The 14,749-nt window shown below is 62.2% G+C and carries 11 protein-coding genes, 1 pseudogene and 2 riboswitches; of the genes and pseudogenes, 6 read left to right on the top strand and 6 right to left on the bottom strand.

Translation table 11 applies throughout. The features are described 5' to 3' along the window. Positions 1 to 50: 50 nt before the first annotated feature. Positions 51 to 1,601, top strand: a complete 1,551-nt coding sequence (locus tag ACMXYJ_RS14645) for an MFS transporter (protein ID WP_415760391.1) — start codon at positions 51 to 53, stop codon at positions 1,599 to 1,601. Here the strand turns inward: ACMXYJ_RS14645 and ACMXYJ_RS14640 are convergent. Continuing rightward, positions 1,591 to 1,995 (bottom strand): annotated as a pseudogene (locus tag ACMXYJ_RS14640) (MerR family transcriptional regulator). The gene ACMXYJ_RS14645 and the pseudogene ACMXYJ_RS14640 overlap by 11 nt on opposite strands. Before the next feature lie 77 nt (positions 1,996 to 2,072). Here ACMXYJ_RS14640 and ACMXYJ_RS14635 point away from each other — a divergent pair. Continuing rightward, the gene (locus ACMXYJ_RS14635; RefSeq protein ID WP_415760390.1) at positions 2,073 to 3,299 is read left to right on the top strand and encodes an NADH:flavin oxidoreductase/NADH oxidase family protein; all 1,227 of its coding nucleotides are present in this window, start codon (positions 2,073 to 2,075) and stop codon (positions 3,297 to 3,299) included. 123 nt (positions 3,300 to 3,422) lie between these two features. On the opposite strand, the gene ACMXYJ_RS14630 is transcribed toward ACMXYJ_RS14635, so the two are convergent. The 5 genes from ACMXYJ_RS14630 to cobW form a co-directional block, all read right to left on the bottom strand. Further along, on the bottom strand, positions 3,423 to 5,069 hold the full coding sequence (locus tag ACMXYJ_RS14630) for a phospholipase D-like domain-containing protein (RefSeq protein WP_415760389.1): 1,647 nt from the start codon (positions 5,067 to 5,069) through the stop codon (positions 3,423 to 3,425). Between the two features lie 25 nt (positions 5,070 to 5,094). After that, positions 5,095 to 5,751, bottom strand: coding sequence for a vWA domain-containing protein (locus ACMXYJ_RS14625; protein WP_415760726.1), 657 nt, complete (start codon positions 5,749 to 5,751; stop codon positions 5,095 to 5,097). A gap of 2 nt (positions 5,752 to 5,753) precedes the next feature. After that, entirely contained in the window at positions 5,754 to 6,752 is a 999-nt protein-coding gene (locus ACMXYJ_RS14620; RefSeq protein ID WP_415760388.1) for an ATP-binding protein, read from the bottom strand. Between the two features lie 142 nt (positions 6,753 to 6,894). Further along, the gene (gene cobN, locus ACMXYJ_RS14615) at positions 6,895 to 10,668 is read right to left on the bottom strand and encodes a cobaltochelatase subunit CobN (RefSeq protein WP_415760387.1); all 3,774 of its coding nucleotides are present in this window, start codon (positions 10,666 to 10,668) and stop codon (positions 6,895 to 6,897) included. 3 nt (positions 10,669 to 10,671) lie between these two features. Continuing rightward, positions 10,672 to 11,733, bottom strand: a complete 1,062-nt coding sequence (cobW, locus tag ACMXYJ_RS14610) for a cobalamin biosynthesis protein CobW (RefSeq protein ID WP_415760386.1) — start codon at positions 11,731 to 11,733, stop codon at positions 10,672 to 10,674. Between the two features lie 98 nt (positions 11,734 to 11,831). Continuing rightward, a riboswitch (cobalamin riboswitch) is annotated at positions 11,832 to 12,046 on the bottom strand. 176 nt (positions 12,047 to 12,222) lie between these two features. Next, positions 12,223 to 12,451: riboswitch (cobalamin riboswitch) on the top strand. 121 nt (positions 12,452 to 12,572) lie between these two features. Here cobW and ACMXYJ_RS14605 point away from each other — a divergent pair. From ACMXYJ_RS14605 to cobM, 4 genes are all read left to right on the top strand, one after another. Then, positions 12,573 to 12,776, top strand: a complete 204-nt coding sequence (locus tag ACMXYJ_RS14605; RefSeq protein ID WP_056741506.1) for a CbtB domain-containing protein — start codon at positions 12,573 to 12,575, stop codon at positions 12,774 to 12,776. A gap of 11 nt (positions 12,777 to 12,787) precedes the next feature. Next, on the top strand, positions 12,788 to 13,495 hold the full coding sequence (locus ACMXYJ_RS14600) for a CbtA family protein (RefSeq protein WP_415760385.1): 708 nt from the start codon (positions 12,788 to 12,790) through the stop codon (positions 13,493 to 13,495). Then, positions 13,492 to 13,905 carry a cobalamin biosynthesis protein gene (locus ACMXYJ_RS14595; protein ID WP_415760384.1) on the top strand — a complete coding sequence of 138 codons (414 nt, stop codon included), beginning with the start codon at positions 13,492 to 13,494 and terminating at the stop codon, positions 13,903 to 13,905. Before ACMXYJ_RS14600 ends, ACMXYJ_RS14595 begins: the two co-directional genes overlap by 4 nt. Positions 13,906 to 13,989: 84 nt before the next feature. Beyond that, positions 13,990 to 14,736 carry a precorrin-4 C(11)-methyltransferase gene (gene cobM / locus ACMXYJ_RS14590; RefSeq protein WP_415760383.1) on the top strand — a complete coding sequence of 249 codons (747 nt, stop codon included), beginning with the start codon at positions 13,990 to 13,992 and terminating at the stop codon, positions 14,734 to 14,736. The last annotated feature ends 13 nt before the right edge of the window (positions 14,737 to 14,749 follow it).

Here is a 14,749-nt window from a genome sequence, read left to right as displayed (position 1 = left end):
CGTCAACAGACGATAAGCTGCACTGACTTTCACAGTAGAGAAATGTTGCTATGTCCGTCAAACCCAAGGTGAGCCCGCGCCTGACATTACTCACAGCCTCAGGCGTTTGCTCGCTGATCGTCCTCGACACCAACATAGTCGCCGTCACCCTGCCCACGATCGCTCGGGACCTGGGCGCAAACTTTGCCGACATCGAATGGGTGGTCAGCGCTTACATGCTGGCCTTCGCCGCGCTTTTGTTGCCGGCTGGCAGCATCGCCGACCGCTTCGGCCGGCAGAAAACCCTGATCTGCGGGTTGGCCATTTTCATCCTCGCGTCCATCGGTTGCGGTGCCGCGCCCAATGCGCTGTTCCTCGACATCGCCCGGGCGATCAAGGGTGTCGGCGCTGCCTTGCTGCTGACCTCGGCCCTCGCCTCCATCGGCCACACCTTTCACGATGAAGTGGAACGGGCCAAAGCCTGGGCGTTCTGGGGCGCGTGCATGGGGGTGGCGATGACCGCCGCGCCGACGGTCGGCGGGTTGATCACCGAATACATGGGCTGGCGCTGGATTTTCTACCTTAATCTGCCCGTCGGATTGTTCCTGATGGTGATGGTCTGGCGCGCCGTGCCGGAGTCCCGCGACACTCAGTCCGCACGCCTCGATCCCTGGGGCAGCCTGGCGTTCAGTGCGAGTTTGCTGTGCCTGATCTGGGGCCTGATCGAGGCGAACCGGATCGGCTGGAGCAATCCACTGACCTACGCCCGGCTCATCAGCGGCGCTCTGTTGCTGGGGCTGTTCGTAGTGATTGAACGGATGCAGCGGCGGCCGATGGTCGATCTTCAGCTGTTCAAGCATCCGCGTTTCATCGGCGCACTGTTAGGCATGTTTGCCTACGCCGGTTGCGCCCAGGTGATGATGACCCTGCTGCCTTTTTACCTGCAAAACGGCTTGGGTTTCTCGGCCATCGCTTCAGGGCTGGGGATGTTGCCGTTTGCCCTGACCATGCTGATTTGCCCGCGCATCGGCGTACGTCTGTCGCGTCGATTTGCCCCCGCCACGTTGATGGCCGCCGGTTTGACCCTGGTCGGCGGCGGCAATCTGCTCAGTGCCTGGGCGGTCAGCAGCGGCGGTTACCTGCCCTTCGCCCTGGCGATTGCCGTGACGGGCGCCGGTGCCGGGCTGCTCAACGGCGATACGCAAAAGAACATCATGGCCTGCGTGCCACGGGAGCGTACCGGCATGGCCTCAGGCATGAGCACCACCATGCGCTTCAGCGCCATCGTGCTGGCCATCGGCGTGTTCGGTGCGTTGCTGTCCAGTCATACCGAGCTGTTGTTGCGTACGAGCCTGACGGCACAGGGTGCGCAATGGCTCGGCCAAACCCAGGGCATCGCCTCGCGGGTGGTGGCCGGTGACATGACGACGGCGATGGGCCTGTTACCGGAAACCGCGCGCACCGTGGTCGAACCGTTGGCCCGCCAAGCCTTCGTCGGTGGTTTCAGTCTGCTGCTGTGGGTTGCGGGATTGTTGGCCCTGCTGGGTGCGCTTGTGGTCGGCACGCTGATGCGCAATCCGATCCCCGCTCCCTCGACCGCAGCTATCAGCGCTAAGGCTTGAACCTCGCCAATACCCGCTGGGCATTCGCTTCGCAGCCCATGCCCTCGGGCCGCGACTGAATGTTGTCGATCACCTCCAACAGCTGCGCCTTGCTCTGCGCCAAGTGCAGCTGCATCTCTTCGATCTGTTCGACTTTGCGCGCAAGCCCCGCCAGCAATTCGTCTTGCTTGAACTCACCGGTCGCGCTGTCCGGCAATAGCTGTTTCAACTATTCCAGGCTGAACCCGGCCTGCTGGGCGCAAATAATGATTTTCAGGGTTTGCAACGCTTGGTCGGGATAATGCCGGTAACCGTTGGCCCGGCGTTCCACCTGCCGAATCAAACCCTGAGCCTCGTAAAACCGAATGCGCGACGCGTTCAACCCGCTCAATTGCGCCAATTCACCAATCTTCATCTGCGCCTCATTTGCCTGCTTGACATTAAAGTTAACTTTAAGCTTAGCCTCTGCTCATCACTGATGAGGAGTCAAGCATGTCGCCCTTCCAAGCGTTGAATTTGCCCAACGGCCAGACCATCGGCAACCGCATCGCCAAAGCCGCGATGGAAGAGAACCTCGCTGACAGCGGGCAGGCACCTGCAGAGGCCCTGTTCCGCTTGTATCAGGCGTGGGCCGAAGGCGAAACCGGCCTGTTGCTGACGGGCAACGTGATGATTGATCGCCGCGCCATGACCGGCCCCGGCGGCGTGGTGCTGGAAGATGAGCGGCACCTCGAACGCTTTCGCCAGTGGGCCAGCATCGGACGGGCCGGTGGCGCGCAGTTCTGGATGCAGCTCAATCATCCTGGCCGTCAGACCATGGCCAACCTCGGCCAGCAAGCGTTGGCGCCGTCCGCGGTGGCGCTGGACCTGGGTGCGTTCTCGAATATGTTTGCCGAGCCCAAACCCATGAGCGAGCGCGACATCGAAGACGTCATCCAACGTTTCGCCACCAGCGCTGCCCTGGCGGAAAAAGCCGGCTTCACCGGGGTGCAGATTCATGCCGCGCACGGTTATCTGATCAGCCAGTTCCTATCGCCCTTGACCAACCGCCGAACCGATCGCTGGGGTGGCTCCCTGGAAAATCGCGCGCGCTTGTTGTTAGCGGTGGTCAGCGCCGTGCGCAAGGCCGTGTCGCCGACATTTTGCGTGGCGGTGAAGCTCAACTCGGCGGATTTCCAGCGCGGCGGTTTCGATGCCGACGACGCCCGGCAAGTCATCCAGTGGCTCAACGATCAACCGATCGATCTGTTGGAGCTCTCCGGCGGCAGCTACGAAGCCCCGGCCATGCAAGGCGAGGCCCGGGATGGTCGGACCCTGGCGCGTGAAGCGTATTTTCTGGAAATGGCCGGGGAATTGGCCCGTGTGGCGAACATGCCGGTGATGGTGACAGGCGGGATTCGACGCCTGGCGATCGTCGAACAGGTGCTCGACAACGGCATCGCCATGGCCGGGATCGGCACGGCACTGGCGATTGAACCGCAACTGGTCAAACGCTGGCGCGAAGGCCAGAACAGTCACCCGCAACTGCCGCCGATTCGCTGGAAACGCAAACCTCTGGCGGCACTGGCGAGCATGGCCGTCGTGAAATTCCAGCTCAATCGCCTGAGCCGTGGACGCAAGACCCGTCCGGGCGTTTCGGCGCTATGGGCGTTGATTCTCGACCGCGTGTACATCGCCCGGCGGACTCGTCAGTACCGGCAGGCGATGGGACTGAAGTAATCCAATGTGGGAGCGAGCCCGCTCGCGAAAGCGCCCGACCAGTCAATATTGATGTCGCCTGACACACCGCTATCGCGAGCAGGCTCACTCCCACAAGGGGGGGCGTCTGCGCTGCAAGTGTGTTTATCGTCCGGAAAAACGCAATCTGGATAGCTGACGCAAATCCCCATCGAGGTAATAGTCGTCGGTCCAGCTGTCATCCGTCGCCAACGGATGGACCTGCTTGAGCGCGAGTTTCTTGGCGAAGTAGCGAAAGCGGTAATGCTCGTAGAACCGCAGCAGCTCCAGACCATAACGGTCTGCCAGATCGGTATCACCGCGAATGATCAGGTAGTTCTCGTCATTGCCATTGCTGGCTGCGGCACTGAGGTTGTGGCTACCGCTGATGATCGTCGGCGCATCGCTGGTGAAGTCCGTCACCACGGCTTTGGTGTGCACCAGCAGGTTGCCCTTCTGGCCTTTCATGTTCTCTCGAAGCCAGCCTTCCAGCCCGGTGTTGAGCAGCGCGGTGGCGGCGAATTCCGCGGTGCGGTCGGCGTGGAAACCGGTGATGCGGCTCGCGGTGTTTTGCAGGCCGTAACGCAAAATGTCGTCGTGGGGCAGGCCGAGCAAAGCGTTCAGGACGTCGTCGGGCAAAGCGAACGCGGTGACGAACAGCACGTCTTTTTTCGCGGCGTTGATGATCTCGACAAACGCTTGCAGATCCCCTTTTCCCGAGCGCGGAGAGAAACCGGCGAACATCGGCTGCAGCGGATCCATCGGGTTGTTTTGGGTGAGCCAGTTTCGGGTGGCGCCGACATCCGCAGGGTGAGCCCAGACCTGCTCGAAAGTGTGTATATAGCTGGCGCTGACGCGTGTGTCGTCCAGCACGTGCACCACGTTGGCCTGTCGGTAAACGCCGTTGGGCGTGAAATTGGTGCTGCCGCAAAGCACCGCTTCGGGTTGACGCTGCCCCGCCGCGTCGAGCCGGCTCAGCACCATGAATTTATTGTGGAAGATGTTATGGGTAACCCGCCCGCGCTTGTTCTCTGCCGGGATTTTTTCAAGGCTGGCCTCGTTGATGGTGGTGTCATCATCGTCCGGTTGAGCGTGATACAGGACTCGAACGTTTACCCCACGTTCGAACGCGGCATTGACCGCATCGACAACGGCCTGCAATTCATACTCGTAGATGGCAATGTCCAGCGCCCACCGGTCATCCACCGCACGCTCGATAAACCCCAGCAAACGCCCGAGCAAACCGTTTTCCAGCCACTGCCGCGGGGCATCCGGCCAGGCTTCGATGGGCAGGTTCTTGTTGGCGCTGATCAGCGCGTCGAGTTCGGGAAACTTGCGCTGGAACGCCTGGCTGGCGGCCACTGCGCGATTGAAAATCACACTTTGATTATTCGGCTGCCCATTGTCGGAGGTGACCGTCACCTCCAGGTACTCACCCAGCTGCGGCGCATCAACGGAGCCGTAGGCCAGGTGGATTCGGTAATGGATCGTCATCCCCGGATTGACCGCGTAATCGGCCCAGCGAAATTTCTGCAACGGCGCGATATTGCTGGGGGTGGCGTGAAGCTGGGGAAACGTATGCACCTTGCCGGGGAAGGTCAGGCTGTTGAACAGGAACAGCCAGGGCTTGGGGCCTTGTTGTCTTTCGATGGCGAAACCCAATAGGCCTTTGCGGCGGTGTTCGGCCAGGTCCATGGCCAACAGCACGCCATTGGTGCCGGCGTAGACCTTGACGCGGAAATCATCCTGAATGTTGGCGGCTAGAACGCGCATGACTCACTCCTGTGATCTTTCCGGTTCACTCCATATCATCGATATGTCGATATTCGGCCTGCAACTCGCTAGCCATTACCTTAGCTCGCCCAAGCCGAATCGGCCCGCGTTCGATGTCGATCAGCAGCCCCGGACAATCAAGCGCCGGCAACATCGACCAGTCCTTCAATCGGCCATCGGTCACCAGCAACAAGCGCTGATGTTCCGCCGGAAAACGCTTCTGCCTGACCGCCAGCCAGCGCCCCGCCTCACCCAGCGCCGCCAGCAACGGCGTGCCACCGCCCGCGCCCAGGCCATCAAGCCAGTTGCGCAAACCCGCGGAGGCTTTCAGCCCCTGCACTTGCCACTTCGGCACATGACCACTGGCCGTGAGCAACGCCAGGCGTGCACGCTGGCGATAGGCATCGTCGAACAGTTGCGCGAGCAAGCCCTTGGCATCACTCAACGCCTGATGGCGACGAGTCGAAGCCGAGGCGTCCACGATCACCAGCCACAGTTCATGGGGTGAACGGGTGCGCAGGTGAAACAGGACATCGGCGCGCTGACGCGGGCGGCCGTTCAGCAAGGTGCCGGGCCAATTGATCGAACCGCTGCGCGCCGCGTGACGCTTACCCTGTTTGCCGTTATCCAGCCGTCCGGCGCGGGGTCTGGCATTCGCCCCCGCGTCAGATCGAGGGCGAATGCCTAGGGCTTTTTTGGCCAGCTCGGCACTTCACGTCGCGCGCCGACCGGGAGCGCCTGAGCGGGCATTTCACCCCATTGGCCCTGGCCTTCGCTCGGGTTGGCATTTTGCGCAGAGGGCGGCTGACTGTGTTGCGGCGCCGGTGGCGATGGCTCACGACGGCGATGACGCAAGGCAAATTCGGCGACAGCGTCGATGTCTTCCTCGGCGATGGCGCTCGCCCCACGCCACGCTGCATGGGCACGTGCCGCGCGCAACCAGACCAGGTCGGCCCGCAAGCCATCGACACCGGCGGCAAAGCAACGCTCGGTAATCTGCGCCAGCGCATGATCGTCGAGCGGGATGCTTGCCAGCGTGCTGCGCGCTTTCTGGCAACGTTCGCGCAGCGACTGTTGTTGGCTTTCCCATTCGGCGCAAAAGCTGTGCGGATCGCTGTCGAAATCCAGCCGCCGACGAATGATCTGGCCGCGCTCGGTCGGTGCTGTGTGGCCACTGAGGGCGACGTTCAGGCCAAAACGGTCGAGCAGTTGCGGACGCAGCTCACCCTCTTCCGGGTTCATGGTGCCGATCAGCACGAACTTCGCCGAATGCCGATGGGAAATGCCGTCGCGTTCGATCAGGTTGGTGCCGCTGGCGGCCACATCCAGCAGCAGGTCCACCAGGTGATCGGGCAGCAAGTTGACTTCATCGACGTAGAGCACGCCGCCGTCGGCCTTGGCCAGTACACCGGGGGAAAACTGTGCGCGACCCTCGCTCAGGGCAGCGTCCAGGTCGAGGGTGCCCACCAGCCGTTCTTCGGTGGCGCCGAGCGGCAAGGTGACGAATTGGCCGCTGGCGAGCAAGTCCGCCAGGCCTCGGGCCAGCGTTGACTTGGCCATGCCGCGGGGGCCTTCGATGAGAACGCCGCCGATTTTCGGGTCGATGGCGGTCAGGTAGAGGGCGAGTTTCAGATCGTCGGCGCCGACCACGGCGGAGAGAGGGAAATGGGGGGTGTCGGTCATTGTTTTGTCTCGGTCGTGGTCTTTTTTTGATTGATCGTTCCCACGCTCTGCGTGGGAATGCAGCCCGGGACGCTCTGCGTCCCAAGAGCCGAACGCAGAGCGTCCGTTGAGGCATTCCCACGCAGAGCGTGGGAACGATCAGCTACCCGTCTTCTTCGATGTCCAGCAACAAATTCTCCAGCGCTTCACGGTAATCGCCCGGCTCCTTCCACATCCCCCGCTGTTGCGCTTCCAGCATCCGCTCGGTCATGTCGCGCAACGCATGCGGATTATGCTCACGAACAAAATCCCGGGTCGCCGGATCCAGCAAGTACGCATCCGCCAGCAATGCATACTGGTGATCGTCGATCAGCTGCGTTGTAGCGTCGAAGGCAAACAGGTTATCAACCGTCGCCGCCAGTTCAAACGCGCCTTTATAGCCATGACGCTTCACGCCGTCGATCCACTTCGGATTGGCCGCCCGTGAGCGAATCACCCGGTTCAGCTCTTCCTTCAACGTACGGATCTTCGGCAAGTCCGGCTGACTGTGATCGCCATGGTAACTGGCCGCCGCTTCGCCACTGAGGCTTTCCACGGCCGCGAGCATGCCGCCCTGGAACTGGTAATAGTCGTTGGAGTCGAGCAAGTCGTGCTCACGGTTGTCCTGGTTTTGCAGCACAGCCTGAACCTGGCTCAGGCGCTGAGCGAACTGCTCTCGCGCCGCAGTGCCTTCGTCAGAGCCGCCGTAAGCGTAGCCACCCCAGTTCAGATAAACCTCGGCCAGGTCGTCGCGGCTTTGCCACAGACGACCATCGATGGCGCCCTGCACGCCCGCGCCGTAAGCACCGGGTTTGGCGCCAAAGATGCGCCAACCGGCCTGCCGCTTGGCCGCGTCTTCATCCAGCCCCGATTGCATCAATGCTTCCCGCTCGGCACGCACCTTGGCAGCCAAGGGGTTGAGGTCGTCCGGCTCGTCGAGGGCGGCGACCGCTTGCACAGCGGCGTCGAACAGGCGGATCAGATTGGCAAAGGCATCGCGGAAGAATCCGGAGACGCGCAACGTCACGTCCACCCGCGGACGGTCCAGCAGACTCAGCGGCAGAATCTCGAAGTCGTCGACCCGCTGACTGCCCGTGGCCCAGACCGGGCGCACGCCCATCAGCGCCATGGCCTGGGCGATATCATCGCCACCGGTGCGCATGGTCGCGGTGCCCCACACCGACAGGCCTAGCTGGCGCAGGTGATCGCCGTGGTCTTGCAGGTGTCGTTCAAGAATCAGGGTGGCCGACTGGAAACCGATGCGCCACGCGGTGGTGGTCGGCAGGTTACGCACGTCCACCGAGTAGAAGTTGCGCCCGGTCGGCAGCACGTCGAGTCGACCGCGACTCGGTGCACCGCTGGGGCCAGCGGGCACGAAGCGGCCGCTGAGGGCGTCGAGCAGACCGCGCATTTCGGCCGGGCCGCAGGCATCCAGCCTTGGCGCGACGACTTCGCGCAGGCTGTCGATGATGGCTTTCATCTCTGACCAGCCTGGCTCGTTCAGCTGCTCAACCTCAGTGACCAAGGCTTGCTCGATCAATTGCGCGGCGAACAGTTCCAGACGTTCGCGGGTATCACCTGCCGTGCGCCAGGCTTCATCGGTGAGGGATTGCAGTTCAAACGGACGCGGCCCGGTCCAAGGTTCGGCGAGCGCGCAATCCAGCGGATCGAAGCCCAACGTGAACGCCTTGGCCAAGGCCCGCAGCAGACTCGATTGCGCACCACGTCCATCGCCACGCGGAATGCGCAACAACGCCAACAACGTATCGATACGCAAACGCCCGGTCGGTGATTCGCCGAAAATGTGCAGGCCGTCGCGGATCTGCGACTCTTTCAAGTCGCACAAATAGGTGTCCAGACGCGGCAACCAGATCGCCGCATCGGCATCGCTGTCGAGCTTTTCGTCCAGTTGCAGTTCGCGGTCGATGTGCGTATCGCGCACCAGTTGCAGGATGTCGCGCTGCAATTCCCGGGCACGGCGCGGATCGAGCAATTGCGCTTCGTAATATTCGTCGGCGAGTAATTCGAGGTTGCGCAACGGGCCGTAAGTTTCGGCGCGGGTCAGCGGCGGCATCAGGTGATCGATGATCACCGCCTGCGTACGGCGCTTGGCCTGGGCGCCCTCGCCCGGATCGTTGACGATAAACGGATAGATATTCGGCAACGGCCCGAGCAGCGCATCCGGCCAGCAGTTCTCTGACAGGCCGACACCCTTGCCCGGCAGCCATTCGAGGTTGCCGTGCTTGCCGACGTGGATCACGCCGTGGGCGCCATAGGTGTTACGCAACCAGAAATAGAACGCCAGATAACCGTGAGGCGGCACCAGGTCCGGGTCGTGATACACCGCGCTCGGGTCCACCTGATAACCCCGCGCCGGTTGAATGCCGACGAAGGTCAGGCCAAAGCGCAGCCCGGCGATCATCATTCGCCCGCCACGGAACATCGGATCGTTTTCGGGCGAGCCCCAACGTTCCAGCACGGCCTGCCGATTGGACTCGGGCAAGGCGCTGAACATCAGGTTGTAGTCATCCAGCGCGAGGCTTTGCATACACGGGCGCTGGTCGAGGGTGTCGAGGTCGTTGCTGACGCCACCGAGTAACTGCTGGATCAACGCGGTGCCGCTATCAGGCAACTCGGCCGGTAGCGGATAACCTTCTTTATGCAGCGCACGCAGGATATTCAGCGCGGCAGCCGGGGTGTCGAGGCCCACGCCATTGCCGATGCGACCGTCGCGGGTCGGGTAGTTGGCGAGGATCAGGGCGATGCGCTTTTCAGCGTTGGGCACCCGCGCCAGATCAATCCAGCGTCGCGCCAGTTCGGCGACAAAATCCATGCGCTCCGGTTGTGGTCGATAGCAGACCACGTCCGACTGGCTGCGCTCGCTACGCCAGGCCAGGTCTTTGAAGCTGATCGGTCGGCTGATGATCCGCCCGTCCAGTTCCGGCAGCGCAATGTGCATCGCCAGATCACGCGGACCGAGGCCTTGTTCGCTGGCGCGCCAACCCGGTTCGTTGTCCTGGGCACAAATCGCCTGGATCACCGGGATGTTGCGGCGAAACGGCCGCAAATGCGGCGCTTCGGGGCTGGATTGCGCGAAACCGGTGGTGTTGAGAATCACCCCCGCCTCGACTTCGTCCAACAGGTCCTCGACCACCGTCAGGCAGCCGGGTTCTTTCAAACTGGCCACGGCGATCGGCAAAGGGTTTAACCCCGCCGCCTGCAACCGCTGGCAGAAAATATCGATGAAACCAGTGTTGGCCGCCTGCAAATGCGAGCGGTAAAACAGCACCGCCGCCACCGGTTGATCGGCCTGCCAGTCGGCTTGCCAATCCTTCAGTTCAGCGGGGCTTTTTTGCGGGTGGTAAATCGCCGTGCGCGGCAGGGTTTGCGGCTCGGCCCAGGCGTAGTCGCGATCCAGCCAACGATTGGCGAGGCAGCGGAAAAAAACCAGGGCATTGCTCATGCCGCCCTGACGCAAAAACTGCCAGAGCCGATCGCGGTCTTCCGCGCCCACCGTGCTTAGCTCGCTGAGTTCCGGGTCCGGGCGGTCATCGCCAGGCACCAGAATCAGCTGCACGCCGCGCTCCGACAGTTGCACCAGTTGCTCGACGCCGTAACGCCAATAGGCGATACCGCCGTGCAGCGAAATCAGAATCACCTTGGCGTGGCGCAGCACTTCGTCGACATACAGATCGACTGACGCGTGATTCTGCACCTGCATCGGATTGGCCAGGCGCACGCTCGGGTAATCGTCGGGCAACTGCTGCGCCGCTTCGGCGAGCAGCGCCAGGCTTGAGTCGCCGCTGCACAGGATCACCAGCTCGGCGGGGGTTTGTCCAAGGTCGGCAATGTTGTCATCCGACACGAAACCGCCGGGCTGGGTCCTGAGCAGGTGCATGGCTTAAACGCTGAGCGCGGCGCGCAGTTGCGATTCGAGCAGCGCGGCGTCCAGTTCCTGGCCGATCAACACCAGACGCGTGGTGCGCGCTTCATCGGCGCCCCACTGACGGTCGAAGTGCTTGTCGAAACGCGTGCCCACGCCCTGGATCAGCAGGCGCATCGGTTTGTTCGGGATCGCCGCGAAACCTTTGACACGCAGGATGCCGTGCTGGACCACCAGTTGGGTCAGCGCGTCCAGCAGCAGGCTTTCGTCGGCTTGCGGCAGTTCGATGGAGATGGAGTCGAAGGCATCGTGATCGTGATCATCTTCGCCTTCATGGTGGTGATCGTGATGGCTGTGACGGCTGTCGATGTGTTCTTCAGAGCCGGCACCGAGGCCGATCAGCACGTCCAGTGGCAGACGACCGCTGCTGGCTTCGATGATTTTCACCGCTGGCGGCAGTTCTTCAGCGACTTCCAGGCGCACACGGGCCAGGTCTTCAGGGCTGATCAGGTCGGCCTTGTTGAGGATCACCAGGTCGGCGCTGGCCAGTTGGTCGGCGAACAGCTCGTGCAACGGCGATTCGTGGTCCAGGTTGGGGTCGAGTTTGCGCTGGGCATCGACCTGGTCCGGGAAAGCCGCGAAGGTGCCGGCGGCAACCGCTGGGCTGTCGACCACGGTGATCACCGCATCAACGGTGCAGGCGCTGCGGATTTCAGGCCACTGGAAGGCTTGCACCAGCGGTTTTGGCAGGGCCAGGCCCGAGGTTTCGATGAGGATGTGGTCGAGGTCGCCGCGACGGGCGACCAATTCGCGCATCACCGGGAAGAATTCTTCTTGAACGGTGCAGCACAGGCAGCCGTTGGCCAGTTCGTAGACGCGGCCGTTGGCTTCTTCTTCAGTGCAACCGATGGAGCACTGCTTGAGGATTTCGCCGTCGATGCCCAGCTCGCCGAACTCGTTGACGATCACCGCAATGCGACGGCCCTGAGCGTTGTCGAGCATGTGCCGCAGCAAGGTGGTTTTGCCCGAGCCGAGGAAGCCGGTAACGATGGTGACGGGGAGTTTGGCCAGTGTTTTCATCGGATGCCCTTTGGCAAGGTGGCGGGCATACGGGACGACGACCGCTGCTGCATAGGCGCGCGGAAGATTTCGCCACCGGATCACCCCGCCCGGTTGTAGTGAGAATCTGTGTCGAGGCAGGTCTCCTGGCTGACGGTGTGCCGGGCTTGTGGGCCTGGCATTCGCTGCGCCTTCCCGCGAACCCGTTGCACAGGGTTTGCAGTGGCGTGGCAGCGAACATCACCGTTCACAGTTGCGGGGGCAGCCGCGGCATCGACCGCGTTCCCTTCTTAGCTTCGGCAGACGCCGAAGAACCTCGAAAGCGCAAGGCTACGCATCGTGTGGGGGCGGGTCAATGTCTTGTAGTGTCCGCACCGGCCCCATCGCGAGCAAGCTCGCTCCCACATTGGAACGCGGTCAACTGTGGGAGCGGGCTTGCTCGCGAAGGGAGCGCCGCGGTTTCCAACTGAGAACCCTTGCCAATTGACTCCCCGCCCCCGCCCATGCTCTCCTACACGCCTTGTTACGGGTGCCCTTCACAGGGTGAAACGGGAAACCGGTGAATCATGTGCTTTACTCTAAAGTCATGTCAGTCCGGTGCTGCCCCCGCAACGGTAAGCGAGCGAAGCGTCAGATCCACTGTGCCAGCAGTTCGGCATGGGAAGGTGATGCTTGCAGGTCAAGGCGAAAGCCAAGACCCCTCGTGAGCCCGGAGACCGGCCCGCAACACAAAGTGACCATTACGATCACTGAATAACAAACCCGCGGTGGGCGGGCGCTGTTTGAACCTCTGCGTGCCCGACTCGCAGGGGTCTTCCATGCGCTCTAAATCACCCGCTGACAGACCAGAGGGAAGCGCCATGTCGATTATCAGCAGCACCGGCAGCAACACCGATAAGAGCACCGCCAGCACCACCAATACCCTGACTCAACGCCTGACCGCCGCCGCGTGTGCGTCGATCCTGGGTGCGTGCCTTGTGTATTTCGCCGGTTTCTCGCACATCGAAGCGGTGCACAACGCCGCTCACGATACCCGCCACAGCTCTGCATTCCCGTGCCATTGAGACCTGCCGACATGATCAAGCGTATTGCGCAAACCGCGGGGTTCACCGGGCTTCTGGCCGCCCTGCTGCTGACCCTGCTGCAAAGCTTCTGGGTGGCTCCGCTGATTTTGCAGGCCGAGACCTACGAAAAATCCGAGCCGGCTGCTGTTGAAGTCCACGAACACGCCGCAGGTGCTGTCGCCGCTCACACTCACGATGCTGAAGCCTGGGAACCGGAAGATGGCTGGCAGCGTGTGCTGTCCACCACAGGTGGCAACCTTGTGGTCGCTGTCGGTTTCGCCTTGATGCTCGCCGGCCTCTATACCTTGCGCGCACCGACCAAAACCTCCCAAGGCCTGCTTTGGGGCCTGGCCGGTTACGCAACGTTCGTGCTGGCACCGACCCTCGGTCTGCCGCCCGAGCTGCCGGGCACTGCCGCGGCTGATTTGGCGCAACGGCAGATCTGGTGGATCGGCACGGCCGCCTCCACCGCGGTCGGCATTGCATTGATCGTGTTCAGTCGTCACTGGCTGATGAAAGTGCTCGGTGTGGCAATCCTGGCCGTTCCTCACGTGATCGGCGCACCACAACCGGAAGTCCACTCGATGCTGGCTCCGCAAGCCCTGGAAGCTCAGTTCAAAATCGCTTCGCAGCTGACCAACGTGGCATTCTGGCTGGCCCTGGGCCTGATCAGTGCCTGGTTGTTCCGCCGCAAAAGCGATGGTCAATACCACGCATGACTGAGATCAGCACAGCGCCGACGTTAGTGGTCGGCCTGGGCTGCCAGCGCGGCTGCCCCGTCAGCACGCTGCGGGCGCTGCTCGATCAGGCGTTACAGGCTCATAAAATCGGACTTCACCAGATCAAGGCCCTGGCCAGCATCGACCTGAAGCGCGAAGAGCCGGGCTTGATCGAATTGGCCGAACAACTCGCGCTGCCCCTGATGTACTTCAGCAGCGAACAATTGGCCGGCTATCAACCGCAACTCAGCCACCGCTCGGACATCGCGTTCGAACGCACCGGCTGCTACGGCGTAGCGGAAAGTGCCGCCCTGGCGCTGGCCGAACAACTGACCCAGGCACCGGCAAAACTACTGATTTCACGACAAAAATATGCCCAGGCCACCTTGGCATTGGCCGGCGCCGCCTAAAATCCTCGATAATCCTCGCCTTCGATCATGAGCAATCTTCATCTGAAGCCTTGCCCAGCCCCTTTTTCTTCACAGGAACCGACGATGACCGTCTACTTCATTGGCGCAGGTCCCGGCGACCCGGAACTGATTACCGTCAAAGGCCAACGGCTGATTCGCAGCTGCCCGGTGATCATCTATGCCGGCTCCCTGGTGCCCGCCGCCGTGCTGGAAGGCCATCGCGCCTATCAGGTAGTCAACAGCGCCGAACTGCACCTGGAACAGATCATCGAGCTGATCAAATCCGCCCATGCCAAGGGTCAGGACGTGGCCCGGGTGCACTCCGGCGATCCGAGTCTTTACGGTGCGATTGGCGAGCAGATTCGCTACTTGCGTGAACTCGACATCCCGTTTGAAATCATTCCCGGTGTCACGGCCACGGCGGCCTGCGCGGCACTGTTGGGCGCCGAACTGACGTTACCTGACGTATCGCAGAGCGTGATCCTGACCCGCTATGCCGACAAAACCGCGATGCCCGCCGGCGAGGAGCTCGGCAGCCTGGCGCAGCACGGGGCAACCATGGCGATTCATCTGGGGGTCAATCATCTGGAGAAGATCCTGGCCGAATTGCTGCCGCATTACGGCGCGGATTGCCCGATTGCGGTGATTCACCGGGCGACCTGGCCGGATCAGGACTGGGTGGTGGGGACGCTTGAAGACATTGCCGCGAAGGTTGAAGCCAAGGGGTTTCGGCGCACGGCGTTGATTTTGGTGGGCCGGGTTTTGGGCAGTGATCACTTCAGTGAGTCATCGCTGTACCGCGCGGGGCATGCGCATTTGTATCGGCCCTGAGCGTGGGAACGAT

This window comes from Pseudomonas arabinosi (assembly GCF_047758675.1).
Lineage (GTDB): Bacteria > Pseudomonadota > Gammaproteobacteria > Pseudomonadales > Pseudomonadaceae > Aquipseudomonas > Aquipseudomonas arabinosi.
This window is presented reverse-complemented; position numbering and strand designations above follow the sequence as displayed.

Coding starts and splice junctions, on each gene's coding strand:
- ACMXYJ_RS14645 (WP_415760391.1), top strand. CDS start 51: ATGTCCGTCAAACCCAAGGTGAGCCCGCGCCTGACATTACTCACAGCC.
- ACMXYJ_RS14635 (WP_415760390.1), top strand. CDS start 2,073: ATGTCGCCCTTCCAAGCGTTGAATTTGCCCAACGGCCAGACCATCGGC.
- ACMXYJ_RS14630 (WP_415760389.1), bottom strand. CDS start 5,069: ATGCGCGTTCTAGCCGCCAACATTCAGGATGATTTCCGCGTCAAGGTC.
- ACMXYJ_RS14620 (WP_415760388.1), bottom strand. CDS start 6,752: ATGACCGACACCCCCCATTTCCCTCTCTCCGCCGTGGTCGGCGCCGAC.
- cobN (WP_415760387.1), bottom strand. CDS start 10,668: ATGCACCTGCTCAGGACCCAGCCCGGCGGTTTCGTGTCGGATGACAAC.
- cobW (WP_415760386.1), bottom strand. CDS start 11,733: ATGAAAACACTGGCCAAACTCCCCGTCACCATCGTTACCGGCTTCCTC.
- ACMXYJ_RS14605 (WP_056741506.1), top strand. CDS start 12,573: ATGTCGATTATCAGCAGCACCGGCAGCAACACCGATAAGAGCACCGCC.
- ACMXYJ_RS14600 (WP_415760385.1), top strand. CDS start 12,788: ATGATCAAGCGTATTGCGCAAACCGCGGGGTTCACCGGGCTTCTGGCC.
- ACMXYJ_RS14595 (WP_415760384.1), top strand. CDS start 13,492: ATGACTGAGATCAGCACAGCGCCGACGTTAGTGGTCGGCCTGGGCTGC.
- cobM (WP_415760383.1), top strand. CDS start 13,990: ATGACCGTCTACTTCATTGGCGCAGGTCCCGGCGACCCGGAACTGATT.